The organism is Cohnella sp. SGD-V74, from assembly GCF_003001675.1.
Taxonomy (GTDB): domain Bacteria; phylum Bacillota; class Bacilli; order Paenibacillales; family Paenibacillaceae; genus Cohnella.
This window is the reverse complement of record NZ_PVYW01000010.1, coordinates 82,749-100,172: the sequence shown is the minus strand read 5'-3', so window position 1 is coordinate 100,172 and position 17,424 is coordinate 82,749. Positions and strand designations below refer to the sequence as shown.

Here is a 17,424-nt window from a genome sequence, read left to right as displayed (position 1 = left end):
AATAAATTAGCTAATAATCTCGACGACTCCGTTTGGCAGTACATCCTGCGGCACGAAGTACCCTGTCTTTAGCAAATCTAAATATGTGTTGTAGTTTTCAAGGATTATGGAGAAAGCTTCTTCCACTGATTTTACCTGCTTATGCTCTACATAATAGACCACTTCACTAACCAATTGCGCCAGATAGGTATATAAATGCTCGATATAAATTGTCAAAGACCTGTCATCAAAAAATGCAGAATGGGTGATTTCGTTTCTAATTCGATAGAGCCTTTGAATATGCCACCGAATTTTGGTCGTGTAAGATTCAAACTTACTAATAATCAGTTGAGTGTTGTTGAGTAAAGCATGAATCTCTGTACAACGATAATTAAGTAATTTATTGATTTGACAATTTTGCTCTAAAATATTGTAGAGATCTGGGTCACGAAAAATTGTAATAAGTATTGCGATTAATTGTTTTTTATCCGTCGATTCCATGTTGACGGCTAATGCAGGCTCTTGCTTGAATCCACATCTTATACAATCCTCTGAAAAGTTGCGAATAATCCTATAAACGTATCGAACAGAAAGTGTTTCGGGAAGAACGCATTTGATATGCGAAATAATATCAGGATACTGCCCTGTTCGCATGACAGACTCGATCGCTATCCAAAGAGAAATATATTTTGTTTCTTGAAATAGCGATGTTCTGCTCAGGTTAGTATAAGAAAATGCGGCATGCAGTCGTGCCATGATGTGTGCTTTTTCCGGATTGATCAGGATATTCTTGGTGTCCTCAAAAACATTGTTAGTACTATCTACGTAGTCATACGTCCTAAACACATCTGTAATTTTTAAAGCCTCCGCTAACTGCGTGCTCGGGCAAAAGGTAACGATTTGAGGCGAATTTGCAATCCATGGATTGATCGTATTATAAAAAGTTGCAACACTGAGTTGCTTATTCAACTGGTTGATTGCCGACAGGGTCGCCGAATATAAATCCGTCGCATCCACTGAAACAACAATGTAATGCCTAGAAGAGTCAAGTTTGTTGTATAAATTCGATCTCGCAGGATCGCCGTCTATAATCTCGCTCCCCCTTCGTATTATCATGGCTAATGACTGGATAATGCTTCTGACAACTTCAGCAGTTATCCCCTGACGTGTTTCTATATTAATTCCAAAGTACACTTCGAATAGTTCTCTCGCCTGCGTCGTCAATTTGCCCGAAAAGTCATTCCACTTTTCTTCTAGTGTCGCTTCTCCTTCAAAACATCTGGACAGCATAAATAGTCCCTTAGCGGACCATCCATTATTAATACACTGACTTACGAGTGCAGAAATATGTCTATCCAACAAAGGAATATTACCGTTATCGATACCAAACTTTATTTCTCGAATCAGATAATCCAGGTAATTTTCTTGCAGTATCCTGCCGGGTGTCGTCAACTGATATTTAAGTCGGTTTATGGATATGTAAAAGGCGTTGTTCTTATCATCTGATAACTCATTCTTTTGCTTCGACTCTATTTTTGAAGAAACTATTCGCAATAATGCGTTATATAAAGGCTTGTTGTATTTTTCCAGGATGTTGTCCTGCTTCAAGATTGCTAAAGTCTCAGCCTTACAATCATCTACGTTCTGGCGAGAAGTTAAAAGACCCGCCAAGGTCTTGTCAATGACATCGACCAATTCCAAACAGGCTGCGCAAGAATTAAGAATGTTATATCTATACATTCCCAATGTACGATGATCAAGCAACTCCTGCCAGCGCTGATAAAAAAACATAAATTCCTCATTAACTTTTCTGTGAGCCAGCATCCTGTCATTACTGCCAGTGAGCATTTGCAACGCCTCCTACCGTATGGATAGAACCAAGTTCAGATTAAATTCCAACCACCCTGAAGGCTCCTAGGGAGCATTGACAGCATTAAAGTAAACGCATATAATAAAAAAGAATAAGTTGTGAAACCATAAACCTGATATAAAGAGGTAGATTCTTTAGTGACGAGGCAGTGCCCGCACGAAAAGAACAACCCTCTTTTTTATTTGCTATTATACAAAAGTAACATGGATAAATAAAGGAAAATTGTTTTTATTTGTATTAAACGGTCGATTGACGATACTTTTCAGACCATCTTAAATCGATATACTTTCCCCCCTCCAATAAATAAAGCTCTCCAAGCGGAGAGCTTTATTTATTCTTAGGAAATGCCCCTAAAGCATATTAACGCCGTTGTAACGCACTTTCCCCAACTCATCTAATACCGCAGCTTCTTCATCTCCTGCCTGTAAATCTCAGACCTCCGGTCGTAGAAAGGCGCGACCGCCCCCCGCGCGCGGTTCTCGTGCAGCTGGTAGTAGTCCAGCTCTACGAGGATCGTCGCGTCGACGTTTTTCTTGCCCGTCTCCAGAACGCCGTCCGGATCGAACGGGAAGTCGCACGGCGCGAAGGCGCCTGCCTGGCAGTAGCCCGTGTCGACTTGCGGACGGTCCTCGGACAACGCGCCGACGAGCCCGCTCAGCACGACGAAGAGCTGGTTCTCGACCGCCCGCGCCTGGGCGCAGAACCGTACCCGATGATATCCGTGCGCGCTGTCGGTGTAGGACGGGCACAGAATCGTCTCCACGCCCCGGAGCGCCGCGACTCTCGCCAGCTCGGGGAATTCGACGTCGTAACAGGTCAGAATCGCCATCTTGCCCCACTGCGTATCGAACACGTTAAGGCTTTCTCCCGGCACGAGCGGCCAGCGGATCTGCTCCTCCGGCGTGAGGTGGACTTTGCGCTGCCTCTCGAGCCTCCCGTCGGGGAAAAACAGGAACGCCTCGTTGACGTATTCCTTGCTCGAATCCGAAGCTTCGCTCAAACCCGAACCAGAACCGGAACCAACGCCCGCTCCCGAGTTCTTCTCCGCGTTCGGCCCATCGCTCCCCCCGCTCGCGCCGGCGCTTCCATCGCCCCCGGCGACAGCGCCCGCAAGCCCGGCTTCTTCTCCGCCCCACGTCCTGTCCGCCCGGCAAATATGCGTCCCTGCCAAAATCGCGATCCCCGCCTCGCCGCTCAGCTCGCGGAAAAACCGCTCGTATCGTTCGGACTGCCCGTCCAAGTAGGCGCAAGCCTCATCATGCAGCATCGGCGGCTTCAGACTGAGCAGATGCGCCGTCACGTATTCGGGGAACACGATCATCTCCGCTCCCTCAGCGGCCGCTTTCCGGACTTTGTCCGCGATGCCGGCCCAGAACTGCTCTTCGGACGTAATGTCCTTCAACCCGTATTGGGTCGTGGCGATGGTCAGCTTTTTCATGGATGCTCTTGAATGCTCCTTTGCGGTCTATGTTCGAATTTTCAAGGAATAGAGGTCCGTCCTGCGATCCTGGAACGACAGCGTGTCCTGCGACTTCCGGTATCGTTCCAGCACTTCCATGTCGACTTCGGCCATGATGACCGTCTCCGTGTTCTCGCTGCATTCCCCGGCGATTCCGTCCCGCGGGAAGGAGAAGTCCGCCGGCGCGTAGATGCCCGATTGGGCGTACTGGATGTCCACGTTGTCCACGTGCGTCAGATTCCCGACCGTCCCCGCCGTCACGACGAACGCCTGGTTCTCGATCGCTCTCGCTTGCGCGCAATATTTGACCTTCAGGAACGTCTGCCTGTCCTCCGTACAGAACGGCACGAAAATAATCCGCGCCCCCTGCTCCGCCATGATCCGGGAAAGCTCCGGATACTCGATGTCGCCGCTGAGCTGGATCGACACCTTGCCGCAGTCCGTATCGAACACGCCGATCTCGGAGCCTCCGTTGATGCCCCACCATTTTCGCTCGTTGGGGGAGATATGCAGCTTGTACTGCTGTTCGATCGTGCCGTCCCGGCGAAACAGATGCGCGACGTTGTACATCCGGTTGCCGCTCTCGATAAAATGCGAGCCGCCGACGATGTTGACGTTGTACTTGACCGCCAGATCGGAGAACAGCTCCATGTATTGGGAGGTGAACGTGCTCAGCTTGCGGATCGCCAGGCTCGGAGACCGCTCCTCCAGGAAGGAGAGCAGCTGCATCGTGAAGTTTTCCGGGAAGACGGCGAAATCCGATTTATAGTCGGAGGCCACGTCCACGTAGTGCTCGCATTGGGTGGCGAACTCTTCGAAAGAATCGATCTTCTTCATCATGTACTGGACGACGCAGATGCGGACCGGGAACGACATTTTATAATGCAGCTTGTCGATGCTCGGCTTGTATTCGATATTATTCCATTCCAGCAGCGCGGCATAGTTCTTGGAATCGGCGTCGTCGGACAAGTAGCCGGTAATGATCCGTTTCAGCGTAAACCCGTTCATCATCTGGAACGTCAGCACCGGATCGTAGATGTTCTGCTGCAGCACCTCTTCCGCATACTCCTTGGGCGTCATGCGGTCGCTGTAATGGTGGTAGCCGGGAATGCGCCCGCCGACGATGATGCTCTTCAGGTTCAGATGCTCGGCCAGCCGCTTGCGCGCCTCGTAGAGTCGTCTGCCGATCTTCATGCGCCTGTAGTCGGGGTGCACCATAACCTCCATCCCGTACAGGTTGCGCCCTCGCGGATTATGATTGCGAATATATCCCTTGTCCGTAATCTCGGTATACGTATGCTGCTCGAAGTAATCGTCGAAGTTCACGATCAGGCTGGAACAGGAGCCGATGATCTCTCCGTCGAGCTCGACGCAGATTTGCCCCTCGGGAAAAATGCGCACGTGACTCTCCAACTGCTCCGGCAGCCAAGGCGACATATTCGGAAAACAGCTGCTCTGAAGCTCGATGATTTTGGCGAAGTCCCGGCGCTCGATAGTGCGGATGATGACCTTTTTCTCGAATTGAGAGAGTGGATCGGTTGCCATGAGGTTGTGCCTCCAAATCGAACGTTTGCCTCTATTGTACCATGACATCGACCCTCGTATAATCCGGCCCCTCCGCGATTTTGCACTTTGTTTGGCGAATAACCACTACCTTTGTCACCCCCGCAGGGGGATGCGAACGAATCTCGAATAGGGTTAAAAAAGAACATTGCGATTGGAGCGAATGCGATGCGTAACCTGAAAACGAGAGAAGCGGCGGAACGTCTCGGAGTGAGCCAGACGACCGTCAAGCGCTGGGCATCCCATTATCCCTCTTCCTTCCGTAAAGATCCGCTGGGACACTATGTGTTCTCTCAGCGCGAGTTCGGCCTGCTTGAATATATTAAGAGCGAGATCGAGGGAGGACGCACGCTGGAACAGATTTCCCTTCCCGAGCCTCCCGCTCCGGCAAGCGCGGCCTCTCCCGTCGCCGAGCCTTTCTCCGAAGGCAAGCGGGAGCTGCTGCTGCGCATCTTCGAGGTCGAGCGCTCCCTCGAACAGAAGGCGGACGAAGTCGTCTCCGCCCAGGTGCGCCAGCACCGCGCCGAGTTGGACGAGCTCCGCCGCACCCTCGTTCAGCTCGCCGCGGCCGTCGAGACGCTGGAGAGCCGGGCGGCCGCGATGACGGCGGCGGCCAGGAGCGAAGAGCTTCGCCTGCCTTCCGTCCAAACTCCCGTCCAACCGGCCTCGCTGCCGGAACGAAAAAGGAAGCTGTTCCGAACCTTCTTCTAGAAGTTGTTCAAAAAGTCCGCTTTTGATCACGAAGCCTCTCGGGACGAACTCTCGCTTCTGAGGACGAGCTTCCGACAAAAAGTTTTAAAAATCGCGCCGAAATCCTCTAACTTTTCCCCCTCTCTTACGTCTAATAAGATAACCAAAGAGAACGGACAGCGTAATCGGTCGGCGCGCTCGGGGATGGGGATCCCAGTCGCGCCGGCCATCCCCGAGCGCCCCTCTTTTGTGGTTGGGATGAGGAAATGTGGAGGATAAGGCCATGTGGGGAAAACGACTAATTTCCGGGCGCGCTTGTCTTAGCGCGCTCTGTATTGCGATGCTGTGGGCGGCTCTTGCCGGATGCTCCCCGTTCCGGGAGTGGCAGGCCGTCGGTCTGACCGGCAGCGGCTCCGCCGATGCGGCGGCGATCGCTCCCGAGGCGAAGCCCGGCGAAGAGACGGCGATTCTCGCGGAGGCTACGCCGGGGACGACGTCGCCGGATGCGGAGACGGCCGTCCAGCCCCCGAAGCAAGGCGGCAAACCGCTCCCTTCGCCGGATAAGCCGAAGGAAGACACCAAGCCGCGTCCCCGCGTCGCCTTGACGTTCGACGACGGTCCGGACAACAACTATACGGTGCGTATCCTCGATATTTTGAAGGACTACGACGCCAAAGCGACTTTCTTCCTCGTCGGCACCCAAGTCAAGAAATATCCGGACATCGCCAAGCGCATCGTCGAGGAAGGCCACGCCGTCGGCAACCATTCCTGGTCCCACGGCGACCTGACGAAGCTGTCCGTCAAGCAGCGGGCCGAGCAGATCGACAAAGCCCAGCAGATCATCGAAGAGGCGACCGGCACGACCCCGCGCTTGATGCGGGCCCCTTATGGCGCCGTGTCGAAGGACGTGCTGGCAACGATCCACGACGACCGCATGAAGCACGTCGCTTGGACCGTGGATACGAAAGACTGGGCGGGAAGCTCTGTCGAGGATATGTACAAGAACGTCATGGCCAATACCGGCGACGGCGGAATTATTCTGATGCACTCCTTCGGAGGACGCAAGAACGCGCTCGAGCACACGGTCAAGCTGCTGCCCAAGATCATCGAAGACCTGCGGGCGAAAGGCTACGAGCTCGTGACGGTCGAAGAGATGATCGATTCCGGCGTGTACAAAGCCTCGGCGATTAAATAACGAATAGGGAGCCGTTCCCCGGTCGATTCAGACCCGAGGGGCGGCTCCCTATTTCGATAGGTAGTTCAAAAAGTTCGCTTTTGATCACGCAGCCTCTCGGGAAGCAGACTCGACATCGCGCACTTATATACGTAGATTCGAGTCCGATACAGATCCGCGCATGTGATGACCCGCTCCGGCTGCCAGTCCGGGAGCGCGAAGCAGACGCTGACGACGAATGCGCCGGGACTCAGCTGCTCCGCCAGCAGCGGGGAGAGGCGCTTCATCGCTCCCGGGTACAGATAGCAGACGACGGCTCTCGCCTCCCGGTAGGAGACGTCGTAGATATCTCCCTTGCGGAACGAGACGGCAAACCCATCCGCATCGCCCGCTCTCCTCCGCTTCCGCGCCGCCAGCCAGGCCGCAATCTTCGACGCGGCAAGCGGGAGCGGCGAATTTTCCACTCCCTCTACTCTCCAACCTTTGCAGCGCCTTCCGAGATGGATGCCGAGCGTCCCCCATCCCGATCCCGCCTCCACGAGCAGGCCTCCTTGCCCCGTTCGGTTCAATTCCTCGACTACCGCTCTCCGTACGAGAAACGACGAAGGCATCGGCGTAATGCCGTTGCGCCAGCTCGTCCACACGATCGAGGCCGCGGCCAGCAGAGCCGCCGCAATCGCCAGGGCGGTAAGCGCTCCGTAAATATCGATGTTCATGCCGCCTCCTTGCCATCGTCAACCGTTCGTTAACGTTACCTTACACGCCCCCGCGGTTTCGCGCAAGATGGCAAGGCGGCACGCCTCCAGCTTCTAGGTCTCTAAGGTCTCTAGTTTCCGGTTTCCAACTCTCTGGCTGCCATACTACCAAGCTACCCTGCCCTTCTCGTCGAAGAATCCGCCTGTAGCTTCGCCGTCGGACAGCGTCGCCAGCCTGACCGCGGCCCGCGCTCCCTCCTCGGCAGACCGGCCTCCCGCGTAATTCGTCATATTCGTCGCGCAGTAGCCGGGGTCGGCCGAATTGACGAGAATGTTCGTGCCTCGCAGCTCGTTCGCGAAGAATACCGTAAGCGCGTTGACCGCTGTCTTCGAGGAGTTGTAGCCCAGAACGAGAAAGGAAGCCAGTTCGAAATCCGGATCTCCGTTCAGGCTCAGCGAGCCGAGCGAGCTGGACATGTTCACGATCCGCCCGGCCTCGGACTTGCGAAGAAGGGGAAGCATCGCCTGCGTGACCCGGAACACGCCGAACACGTTCGTCTCGTAGATTTCCTTGAGCCGGTTCACGTCCGTCTCGCTCGGCAGCCCCTCCGGCAGGAAGATACCCGCGTTGTTGACCAGCACGTCCAATTTGCCGAACTCGGCCTCCACGAATTCCCGGGCCTTCTCGACCGTTTGCTGGTCGGTTACGTCGAGTTGAACCGAATGCGACCGTATTCCTTCCTCAGCCAGCTTGTCCGCCGCCCGTTCGCCTTTGCCCGCATCCCGGGCGCCTATGATTACCGTGATCCCCTTCCGCCCCAGCTGCCGGCAAATCTCGAAGCCGATTCCCTGATTGCCGCCGGTGACGAGCGCGACTGTCGAATTGCCCATTCCCTTGATCGCTCCCTTGAATCGATTTGGACTTGCCTCCCCATTATATTTTTGGATTTTTTTGGTTTGTAGTGATCAGGGTCATCGTTTCCGTCATATAAAAAATGACAATCGCCCGGAACACGAACCCGAAAGGAGCTTCCCGCATGCCCAAATCAGCCGCCGAAGCGCAAGCCCTCTCCCTGTACCGGCTTCCGGTCGCCACCGCGGTGCTCGTCTGGTGCGGCGTCGCCGTCGTCTCCAGCCTGTACGTCGCCCTGCCGATGAATGCCATGTTCGCGGAAACTTTCGCCGTCTCCGCCGAGCTCGCGGCATGGACCAGCAGCGGCTTCTCCTTCGCTTACGCCGCCGGCTTCCTCCTCCTTGCCCCGCTGGCGGCGCGTTACGGCACTTGGCGGATCATGGTGGCCGGACTTGCCATTCTGGGTCTCGTCACGCCCTTGATCGGCCTGATGGACAGCCTGCCCGGCGTCATCGCCATGCGGGCGGCGCAGGGGTTTGTCGCTGCGACCTTTGCGCCCAACGCGCTGACCTATATCGCCGAGGTTTACCCGGCGGACAAACGGATCGCAACCGTCGGCTTTCTCAGCACCGGCTTCCTGCTCGCGGGCATCGTCGGCCAAGTATTCGGCAGTCTGATGCTCCCGGCGCCGGGCTGGCCGTACGCGTTCTACGTGCTCGGAGCCGCCTATCTGATCTCGGCGGCTCTGCTCGGGCTGTTCGCTCCGGCGAGCGGCCGCGGAGGAGGCGAATCGGAGAGGCTCCCTATCTATCGCCAGATCGGAGCCCTGCTTCGCAACAAGAGACTCGCGCTGCTCTTCTTCATCGCCCTGACCCTGTTCCTCGTCTTCGTGGGCATGTACGCGGCCTTGGGAAGCGTCTTAGCCGCTCCGCCCTACAGCCTGGACGCCGACGGGATCATGCTCGTGCGGGCCGCCGGCATCGTCGGCATGGCGCTCTCCCCGTTCACCGGGGCGCTCGCCGCCCGCTTCGGGCTGCCGCGCATGCTGAAGGCCGCGCTGCTCGGAGCGTCAGTCGGCTTGGCGGCGATCGGCTTATCCGCGAGCTTGGCCGCCCTCGTCGTCTCCAGCGTCGTTTTCGTCGCCGGCATCTCCGTGCTCATCCCGACGCTCGTCTCCCTCGCGGGCCAGCAGGCCGGATCGGCGCGAGGCGCCGCGATGGCGATGTACTCGTTTATTCTGTTCCTCGGCGCCACGCTCGGTCCGCTCGTCTCGCTTCGCCTGCTCCACGCCGGGAGCGCCTTGATCGCCTTCGGAGCGCTGGCCCTTCTCCTGCTCGTCTCCTACGCGTGCGCGATCGCGGCGACCCGCCCGTAGCGCCGCTTAACAACTTGCAACATCTTAGGTCTGATTCCCCCTTTACTTTGACGTTGGGACAACGTTTAGAATAGAAGCCAAGGGGGAATCGGCGTGAATATCAAAGAAGCGGCGGACAAGCTGGGCATCACTCCGCGGGCCATTCGCTTTTATGAGAAAAAGGGCCTGCTGTCGCCCGCCAAGCAGGAAGCCAACCGTTACCGCACGTTCTCGGAGCAAGATATATGGCGGCTGCAAACGATCGTGTCTTTGCGAGAATCGGGCATGTCCCTGTCCGACATCAAGCAGGCGCTGGAAAAATGGGAAGCCGACGGCATGGAGGAGCTCCAGTATTACCTGGAGCTCCAGCGGTCGATTCTGATGTCGGAGTGGCTGCAGATCAAGCAAATCGTGGAAACGACCGACCGTATGATCGAGCTGCTGAAGAACGAACGCTCGCTGCCGCTCGAGCATATTTTCGGACTGGCCAGCGCCTCGAAGCGGCTCAGGGAACAACGGGTCAATTGGAAGGACCGATGGGACTTCAACCGACTGGCGCCGACCCACGACGAGCGGGTGGCCGCGAGCGAGGGGAATTACGCGGATTACGGGGAAGCGCTGGAGCGGATCGTCCGGCTCATCCGTCCGGCCAAGGGAGAGCGGGGACTCGACATCGGAACGGGAACAGGCAATCTGGCGGGCAAGTTTCTGGAGCTGGGGTGCGCGATGTCCGGCGTCGACCAGTCCCGCGAGATGCTCCGGCTGTGCCAGGCGAAGCACCCGGCCATGGAGACGAGGCTCGGCAACTTCCTCGCGCTTCCGTACGTTCGGGAGCAGTTCGACTTCGTCGTCTCCAGCTTCGCGTTCCATCATCTGACCGGAGACCAGCAGGGGCTCGCTCTGGAAGAGATGGACCGGGTGCTGAAACCGCCCGGGCGCATCGCGATCGCCGATCTGATGGACGCCGAGGAGCACGCCCAAGTCCGCTCCGGTTATCCTTCCGCCCGCGCCCTGTCCCGTTGGTTCGCGGAACACGGGTATACCGCCGATCTCCACTCCCTGAACGAGCGCCTGCACGTCTTAATCGCCTATAAGGAGGAAAATAGCTATGCCGAATCATGAGGCCATTTATCGCGAAGAAGCCGCGCAATATCACGAAATGATCGCCAGGCAGCCCGACCTGCTGTCCGTTATCGAGGAAATCGTCCCCGTCAGAGGACTGGACGTCGTCGACTTGGGAGCCGGAACCGGGAGGTTGTCGGCCGCGCTTGCCCCGGTTGCCAACTCATTGGTCGCCCTGGATGCCGCGGAGGCGATGCTCCGCGTCACAGCCGAACGACTCCGGGCTGCCGGCCTCGACAATTGGTCGGTCCGGGTCGCCGACCACCGCGAGCTTCCGCTGCAGGGCGGCAGCGCCGATCTGATCGTCGCGGGCTGGAGCGTCTGCTATCTCGCCAGCGTCAACGTTCCCGATTGGGAGCGAAACCTGGAGCAAGTCATCGGTGAAATCAAGCGCGTCCTTCGTCCGGGAGGCACGGTCATCCTCTTCGAGACGATGGGCACCGGATATGAAATCCCGACTCCGCCGGAGTTTCTGCTTCCCTACTATCGCAAGCTGACGGATGCGTACGGCTTCTCCCATCGCTGGATTCGGACCGACTACGAGTTCGACGACGCCGGCCAAGCCGAACGGCTGACCCGCTTCTTCTTCGGGGACGAACTCGCCGACCGGGTCGCGGCCGACAAGCTCTCCCGCCTGCCCGAATGCGCGGGCGTCTGGTGGCTGAAGCTGTGACCGAAGCCTAGGGCGTGTCTGCAACCTCCGAGGATAACAGATGTTGCCGAATTTTCGTTCCATGCAAGGAACTTTTGTGAAGGCGTACCGGAAGTACGTCAAGCAAAAGAGACGCAGCAGGGGGGGCGAAAAGGCGGCGATAGATGCCTCTGAGTGGGTTGCGCACACGCCCTAGTAGAGCATTCCAGAAGTAAAATGCGATTGCGCTCGAAGCCGATGCAATCTTACTCTCCAACCACACTCAGCGCGGTTGCAGCTACTCTGACGCCCCATTCGATGCTCCAACCCGACTCAGCACGGTTGCAGCTACTCTACCGGCCCTTTCGTCGCTCCAACCCGACACAGCGCGGTTGCAGCTACTCTACCAGCTCATTCGCCGCTCCAACCCGACTCAGCGCGGTTGCAGCTACTCTGACGTCCCCTTCGATGCTCCAACCCGACTCCGCGCGGTTGCAGCTACTCTACCAGCTCATTCGTCGCTCCAACCCGACTCAGCGCGGCTGCAGCTACTCTACCAGCTCGTTCGATGCTCCAACCCGACTCAGCACGGTTGCAGCGACTCTACCAGCTCATTCGCTGCTCCAACCCGACTCAGCGCGGTTGCAGCTACTCTGACGTCCCCTTCGATGCTCCAACCCGACTCAGCAAGCCTGAGTCAGCCTAGATTGGTTACGTTACTTCGGGGGCGCTCTACTAGATGATTCTGTCCAGCTCGATCGAACGCTCCACGCTCAGATCGATATACTGCCCGTCCACCTCGACGACGGGGCGAACGGGATCGCCCGCATTCACCATGACGATTCTGCCTTCGCGCCCGTCCGTCAGCACCGCCCGGTTGCCGATCAGCATGTCCATGATCCGCTTGAGGAAGGCGATCGTGATCCCGGGCTCGAGCGAGCCGTAGACGTTGTCCGCCAGCTCCTTCAGCACCTGGAAGAGCGGGAGAGGGCTCTTGTATACCCGCTTGGACATCATCGCGTGGAACACGTCGGCTACGGCGACGATCTTGCTGAACACGTCGATCGAGCCTCCCCGGAGACCGAGCGGGTAGCCGCTCCCGTCCTCGCGCTCGTGGTGCTGCAGCGCCACGTAAGCGTAGCGCTCGGGGACGCCGTCCGACTTTTTCAAAATCTCGTAGCCGAACACCGTATGCTCCTTCACGATGCGAAACTCCTCTTCCGTCAGCCGCCCCGGCTTGTTCAGAATTGCTCCCGGCACCCGTGATTTTCCGATATCGTGAAGGAAGCCCGCGATCGTGAGCTCCAGCAGCTCCCCGTCGTCGAATCCTTTGGTCTTGCCGATCAACTTCGACAGTATCCCCACCGCGACGCTATGGCGATAGACATACTCGTCATGGACTTCCAGATAACGAAAAATCTGATTCAAGTTCGGGTGATTGCTCAGCTCGAGGATGAGCGGAACGATCTGCTCCCGGACGCGCGCGAACGGAATCCGGTCCGTCTGCTTGGCGTATTCGAACAGCTCCCGCACCTCCCGAACCGCCGAATCGACCAGATGGACGACCGACACGGCCTCCACATCCTGCTCGCTCAAGGCGATCCCCTGCCTCGCAAGCAGATTGACGTCGCGATCCGTAAGCACCCGGGAGACGGGAACAATCAACGTTCCGCTGCCGTTGTAGATATTGCGGTTGACCCTCATTCCGACGTATGTCTTCAGTTGACCTGCCAGCATGTTTTATCCCACCATCTGCTTGTCATTATGTTGCACGCTTGTCGTCCGGTTCGGAATATCTCTTCAAGGCTTGAACGTCGAAGATCGTCTGCTCGATCGGCTCGAAGACGTCCTTGCAGTACTTCCCGACACAAATTCTTCCCGAGTACATTTTGCGGATTTGCACCTTGCGCCTGGCCTTCAGCACGGAGATGGCCCCGGTCTGTCCGCCGACGATCGACGCCCGGATGCTGTCGCCGGCGTCAAGACGCGAGCCCCGACAGATCCCCTGCTCCGAGAGGAAGACGATGTTCCGGGCGGAGAACAGCTCGCAGAGCAGCACGCCGTCGCGATGGATGACGATGTCCCCGTTGGATTTCAGCTCGCCGCCCTGACATTGGTTGATGCTGATCTCCACCTGCTCCTCCTGCATCCGGGCCACTTCCCCGTGAGTGTCCTGAAGCAGGGCGAGGAAGCCTTGAACGAACTCCCGGGTCGCCGATTCGATCAGCTTCGTCGGCTTCGTGAACATTTCCGAGATTTCCTTCAGCTTCTCGTATTCCGTCTGCCGGATATTGCGAATGTTCGAGATGACGAACTGCAGCTCCTTGATCGCCGGCAAAATATCCCTCATCTTCGTCTCGAGCAGAAGCTGCACGATCTGGCCGAACCGCACCGGCTGCCGTTTCGCTTCGAGCGCCTCCTCCAGCAGCTTGGAGGCCGCGAGCAGCTTCTCTATCGAATCGCACAATTGCTTCGACGTATGATAGAGACGGTTGAACAACACGCCGAAATAACCGGAGTAGAGCCGGCTCGAAATGACGTTGCCCCGCACGTTGATGCTTCCCGTCGCCGTAATCGTCGAATTGAACACATGGCCGTAGACGTATACGTTGCCGAGCGACTCGACGATCATGTTGTCGGTAACGTCGCCGCAGACGATCACATCCCCTGAAAAAACGATGTTGCCGGTCGAGATGTCCACGTTGCCCGAAACGACGTACGAGGTCGAGACGTCCAGCGTCTTGATTTTCCCGCCCGTGATTCTTGGCCTTCCCTGCTTTCTCGCAATCACTCTTCCGTCCGCCGTCAGCTCCACGTTCGGCTTGGCCAGAATGAACAGATCCTTGGGCGGCTTCGGCAGCGTGACGTTGCCCAGCACATCGTATCCGGCGGTTCCGTCCACCATCGGAATTTTCCGCGCCATCAGATCGCCCTTCTGCACGGTCGGAATGCGGAGATGGTTGCGGAAATCGATCGCGCCGTCCACTTCGAAGAACTCGCTGCGCACCTGCTGGTCGAAATAGATTTCAAGCCTGGCGTCCTCGCCATCCGCCGGCGCCTTGCCGCTGGCCACGACAATCGGCTCGTAGGTAGGCTCCAGCAGCTCTCGCTGAATGGCGGCGAATTCGATCCGGGACTTGATCGACATCTCCTCGAGCTTCGCCACCACGTCGGCGAGCTGCACCGTCTTCAGCACGATGCTCTCGTCGTCCTCCGCGCGCACGATGACCCTCCGATCGGGTCCGGCGTCGACGAGCCTTGACGCATAGCGCTCCGTCGCGAACAGCCGCAGATGGGCCAGCAGCTTGTCCTCGGAAATGGTTATCTCGAATAACGGCTGCTCTTCCACCTTCCAGGAAATCCGGTCCGAAGCCCGCACCGGGGCCTCCCAGACGACTTCCTGCTCGTTGACGAACAGTCTGACCGGGCTCATCGGATAGATGACGGCATATTCTCCCCCTGCGATCGGATCCTGAACGTGGATTTGCTGGTTGCGAATCCGGATCGAACCGTCCTGCTTGACGAGTTGTCCGTTCTCGTCCCTCTCGCCGGGCGCGGCCGAGGCGTCTTCCTCCCCGTCCGCGTCCTCGCCGCCGATGTCCAGCTGATGGATCAACCTCTTCAGCTCGGCTTCGGATATTTGCTTGTTCAAGCTCAACACCTCGCGACAACAAAAAAGACACCCTCCCGAATGGGATGGTGTCTTAACGCTCCATTCGGCGGCCTGGCAGCCATTGAACTGGAGAGTTCTTTAGGCCCATAGCTTTGCGTCCCCCTCTTTCGAAGGGTTTGCCTTTTCGTGTATGCGTCTCCTCGATGTATATATGACTAGAATAATTGAATATCGTTACCTATTTACGTCACGCATCGATATCAATTATAAGTCTATAGTCGCAATAATTTCAAGAGATTTATCGCGTGCCGCCTAATCCAGCTTTACGACCCAGCCGAACGGATCTTCAACCGCCCCTCTTTGGATGCCGGTCATAAAGTCGTACACTCTGGAAGACAGCGGGCCCGTGCGTCCGCCGTTCAGCGTCAGCTTGTCTCCCTGCCAGTTCAGCTCCCCGATCGGCGAGATGACGGCGGCCGTTCCGGTGCCGAACGCTTCCTCCAGCGTACCCTTGCGGTAAGCCTCGACCAGTTCATCGATGGAGAGCGTCCGCTCCTCGACCTCGATGCCCCAATGCTTCAGCACCTGAATGACGGAATCCCGCGTGACGCCGTCGAGAATGCTTCCGTTCAGCGCAGGCGTGACGACTTTGCCGGCGATTTTGAAGAAGACGTTCATGCTGCCGACTTCTTCGATATATTTGCGGTGCACGCCGTCCAGCCACAGCACCTGCGAATAGCCTTTGCCGGAAGCTTCCTCCTGCGCCTTAAGCCCTGCCGCATAGTTGCCGCCCGTCTTGGCGTTGCCTACACCGCCCGTCACCGCGCGTACGTATTCCGACTCCACGTAGATGGTGACCGGGTTGATGCCTTCCGCGTAATACGAGCCCACGGGAGACAGAATGATCATGAAATAGTAGCTTTCCGACGGAGATACGCCAAGCGTAGCATGCGTCGAAATGATGAAAGGGCGGATGTACAGCGACGTGCCTTCATCGGTCGGGATCCAGTCCTCGTCGACCTTGAGAAGCTCCTTCAACGCGGCCATCGCCAAATCCTCGTCGATCGGCGGGATGCTGAGGCGGGCGTTGGATCGGTTAAGTCTCTGCAGGTTTTTGAAAGGCCGGAACAGCAGCACCGGGCCGTCCGGCGTCTTATAGGCTTTCATGCCTTCGAAAACGGTCTGGCCGTAGTGAAACACCTTCGCGGCCGGGTCGAGCGAGATCGGCTGGTAAGGGACGATGCGGGGATCGTGCCACCCTTGGCCGGCGTCGTACTCCATGATGAACATATGATCCGTGAAATGCTTGCCGAAGACGAGCGTCGAAGCTTCCGGCTTCTCCTTGGGTGCGTTCGTCCGTTGTACCGGGATTGCGTGAACCATGTCCGAATATTCCTCCTTGATTGAACGCGCTTTATATTTGAATGATACCAGAGGCGGATGTATATTGATAATATCTGTTTTATCGGTGATGCATACCTTTAAAGTATGGAGGTTTTCGACATGGACATGCGCCAGCTTCGTTATTTTCTCGCGATTGCGCACGAAGGTCAGATTACCCGCGCGGCCAAGCAGCTCAATATGGAGCAGCCTCCGCTCAGCCGCCAGCTCAAGCTGATCGAGCAGGAGCTCGGCGTCGTGCTGTTCGACCGCAACGGCAAGCGGCTGCAGCTCACCCAAGCCGGAGAAATGCTGCGCGACCGCGCGCTTGCCCTGATGAAGCAATTCGAAGATACGATCACCTACGTCCAGGAGCTGGGAGAGGGCGTGCAGGGCGTCCTGTCGATCGGGGCGGTCGTCTCCTGCGTCTCGCTCCTGCCCCCCGTCCTCCGCAGATTCACGGAGAAGTATCCGCAGGTCACCTTCAAGATTCAGGAGGGAGATCATTTCTTGCTCGGGGAGCTGCTGGAAAATCGCGATCTCGAATTCATCGTCACGCGCCTCCCGTTCCAATCCGACTTTCAGTCGCAGCACTATTCGGCGCTCCCCTTGCCGTCCGATCCTTTCGTCGCGTTGCTTCCGACCGAATGGCGCCCGCCGGACAGACGGGCGATGACGATGGCGGAGCTGGCCCGTTTTCCTTTTCTCACCTTGAAGACGGATCGGACGACCGGAATGCACAACCAGGTGTTCCAGCAATTCAAGCAGCTCGGCCTGGAGCCCAGAATCGTCAGCGAATGCTCCAGCGTTGCCATCGCCATCTCGCTCGTCGCTGCGGGAATCGGAGCGGCGATTCTGCCCAAGTCGGTTATGAACTCGTTCGAGCCTCCGAGCATCACGCTAATCGAGATCGAGGACGCGCGTTTCCACAGCGACATCGGCGTCGTCTGGCTGCGGGACCGCCATCTCTCCAAGAGCGCCCGGCATCTGATGGACATGCTGGTAGAGCAAAGCTGACCCGCCGACGCGAAGAAAGGATAC

At 57.3% G+C, this 17,424-nt stretch carries 14 protein-coding genes and 1 riboswitch; of the genes, 6 read left to right on the top strand and 8 right to left on the bottom strand.

The features are described 5' to 3' along the window. Positions 1 to 6 precede the first annotated feature (6 nt). The 3 genes from B0G52_RS16385 to B0G52_RS16375 all read right to left on the bottom strand — a co-directional run bounded on the left by B0G52_RS16385 (position 7) and on the right by B0G52_RS16375 (position 4,853). Positions 7 to 1,827 (bottom strand): hypothetical protein, encoded by a 1,821-nt coding sequence (locus B0G52_RS16385; protein ID WP_094046202.1) that lies wholly within the window; start codon positions 1,825 to 1,827, stop codon positions 7 to 9. A 416-nt stretch (positions 1,828 to 2,243) separates the two neighbouring features. Continuing rightward, positions 2,244 to 3,287, bottom strand: coding sequence for a nitrilase-related carbon-nitrogen hydrolase (locus B0G52_RS16380; protein ID WP_094046200.1), 1,044 nt, complete (start codon positions 3,285 to 3,287; stop codon positions 2,244 to 2,246). Positions 3,288 to 3,314: 27 nt separating this feature from the next. Then, positions 3,315 to 4,853, bottom strand: a complete 1,539-nt coding sequence (locus B0G52_RS16375) for a bifunctional GNAT family N-acetyltransferase/carbon-nitrogen hydrolase family protein (RefSeq protein WP_094046198.1) — start codon at positions 4,851 to 4,853, stop codon at positions 3,315 to 3,317. A gap of 186 nt (positions 4,854 to 5,039) precedes the next feature. On the opposite strand from B0G52_RS16375, the gene B0G52_RS16370 reads away from it, so the two are divergent. Together B0G52_RS16370 and B0G52_RS16360 are read left to right on the top strand one after the other, a co-directional pair. Then, positions 5,040 to 5,582 carry a MerR family transcriptional regulator gene (locus B0G52_RS16370; RefSeq protein WP_094046196.1) on the top strand — a complete coding sequence of 181 codons (543 nt, stop codon included), beginning with the start codon at positions 5,040 to 5,042 and terminating at the stop codon, positions 5,580 to 5,582. Between the two features lie 262 nt (positions 5,583 to 5,844). Continuing rightward, the gene (locus tag B0G52_RS16360; RefSeq protein ID WP_094046192.1) at positions 5,845 to 6,756 is read left to right on the top strand and encodes a polysaccharide deacetylase family protein; all 912 of its coding nucleotides are present in this window, start codon (positions 5,845 to 5,847) and stop codon (positions 6,754 to 6,756) included. Between the two features lie 65 nt (positions 6,757 to 6,821). Here the strand turns inward: B0G52_RS16360 and B0G52_RS16355 are convergent, their stop codons facing one another. Continuing rightward, positions 6,822 to 7,451: a class I SAM-dependent methyltransferase gene (locus B0G52_RS16355; protein ID WP_094046190.1), complete on the bottom strand. Its 630-nt coding sequence runs from the start codon at positions 7,449 to 7,451 to the stop codon at positions 6,822 to 6,824. A 144-nt stretch (positions 7,452 to 7,595) separates the two neighbouring features. Continuing rightward, positions 7,596 to 8,321, bottom strand: a complete 726-nt coding sequence (locus tag B0G52_RS16350) for an SDR family oxidoreductase (RefSeq protein WP_094046188.1) — start codon at positions 8,319 to 8,321, stop codon at positions 7,596 to 7,598. Between the two features lie 146 nt (positions 8,322 to 8,467). Between B0G52_RS16350 and B0G52_RS16345 the strand changes: the two genes are divergently transcribed. The 3 genes from B0G52_RS16345 (at position 8,468) to B0G52_RS16335 (ending at position 11,432) form a co-directional block, all read left to right on the top strand. Continuing rightward, positions 8,468 to 9,658 (top strand): MFS transporter, encoded by a 1,191-nt coding sequence (locus B0G52_RS16345; protein WP_094046186.1) that lies wholly within the window; start codon positions 8,468 to 8,470, stop codon positions 9,656 to 9,658. Between the two features lie 93 nt (positions 9,659 to 9,751). After that, a complete protein-coding gene (locus tag B0G52_RS16340; RefSeq protein WP_094046184.1) occupies positions 9,752 to 10,759 on the top strand; it encodes a MerR family transcriptional regulator in 1,008 nt (335 codons plus the stop codon). Then, entirely contained in the window at positions 10,746 to 11,432 is a 687-nt protein-coding gene (locus B0G52_RS16335) for a class I SAM-dependent methyltransferase (protein WP_094046182.1), read from the top strand. The genes B0G52_RS16340 and B0G52_RS16335 overlap by 14 nt, the downstream gene beginning before the upstream one ends. Positions 11,433 to 12,125: 693 nt before the next feature. On the opposite strand, the gene B0G52_RS16330 is transcribed toward B0G52_RS16335, so the two are convergent. The 3 genes from B0G52_RS16330 to B0G52_RS16320 form a co-directional block, all read right to left on the bottom strand. Further along, complete coding sequence (locus B0G52_RS16330) at positions 12,126 to 13,127, bottom strand: HD-GYP domain-containing protein (RefSeq protein ID WP_094046180.1); 1,002 nt, start codon at positions 13,125 to 13,127, stop codon at positions 12,126 to 12,128. Positions 13,128 to 13,152: 25 nt separating this feature from the next. Continuing rightward, entirely contained in the window at positions 13,153 to 15,042 is a 1,890-nt protein-coding gene (locus B0G52_RS16325; protein ID WP_143762573.1) for a flagellar assembly protein A, read from the bottom strand. 63 nt (positions 15,043 to 15,105) lie between these two features. Further along, positions 15,106 to 15,194, bottom strand: a riboswitch (cyclic di-GMP riboswitch). A 121-nt stretch (positions 15,195 to 15,315) separates the two neighbouring features. Continuing rightward, a complete protein-coding gene (locus tag B0G52_RS16320) occupies positions 15,316 to 16,386 on the bottom strand; it encodes a branched-chain amino acid aminotransferase (protein ID WP_094046176.1) in 1,071 nt (356 codons plus the stop codon). 120 nt (positions 16,387 to 16,506) lie between these two features. Between B0G52_RS16320 and B0G52_RS16315 the strand changes: the two genes are divergently transcribed. Continuing rightward, the gene (locus B0G52_RS16315) at positions 16,507 to 17,400 is read left to right on the top strand and encodes a LysR family transcriptional regulator (RefSeq protein ID WP_094046174.1); all 894 of its coding nucleotides are present in this window, start codon (positions 16,507 to 16,509) and stop codon (positions 17,398 to 17,400) included. The last annotated feature ends 24 nt before the right edge of the window (positions 17,401 to 17,424 follow it).

Bases quoted from the DNA above. Each gene is read 5' to 3' on its own strand.
- B0G52_RS16385 (WP_094046202.1), bottom strand. From the start codon at position 1,827: ATGCTCACTGGCAGTAATGACAGGATGCTGGCTCACAGAAAAGTTAAT.
- B0G52_RS16380 (WP_094046200.1), bottom strand. From the start codon at position 3,287: ATGAAAAAGCTGACCATCGCCACGACCCAATACGGGTTGAAGGACATT.
- B0G52_RS16375 (WP_094046198.1), bottom strand. From the start codon at position 4,853: ATGGCAACCGATCCACTCTCTCAATTCGAGAAAAAGGTCATCATCCGC.
- B0G52_RS16370 (WP_094046196.1), top strand. From the start codon at position 5,040: ATGCGTAACCTGAAAACGAGAGAAGCGGCGGAACGTCTCGGAGTGAGC.
- B0G52_RS16360 (WP_094046192.1), top strand. From the start codon at position 5,845: ATGTGGGGAAAACGACTAATTTCCGGGCGCGCTTGTCTTAGCGCGCTC.
- B0G52_RS16355 (WP_094046190.1), bottom strand. From the start codon at position 7,451: ATGAACATCGATATTTACGGAGCGCTTACCGCCCTGGCGATTGCGGCG.
- B0G52_RS16350 (WP_094046188.1), bottom strand. From the start codon at position 8,321: ATGGGCAATTCGACAGTCGCGCTCGTCACCGGCGGCAATCAGGGAATC.
- B0G52_RS16345 (WP_094046186.1), top strand. From the start codon at position 8,468: ATGCCCAAATCAGCCGCCGAAGCGCAAGCCCTCTCCCTGTACCGGCTT.
- B0G52_RS16335 (WP_094046182.1), top strand. From the start codon at position 10,746: ATGCCGAATCATGAGGCCATTTATCGCGAAGAAGCCGCGCAATATCAC.
- B0G52_RS16330 (WP_094046180.1), bottom strand. From the start codon at position 13,127: ATGCTGGCAGGTCAACTGAAGACATACGTCGGAATGAGGGTCAACCGC.
- B0G52_RS16320 (WP_094046176.1), bottom strand. From the start codon at position 16,386: ATGGTTCACGCAATCCCGGTACAACGGACGAACGCACCCAAGGAGAAG.
- B0G52_RS16315 (WP_094046174.1), top strand. From the start codon at position 16,507: ATGGACATGCGCCAGCTTCGTTATTTTCTCGCGATTGCGCACGAAGGT.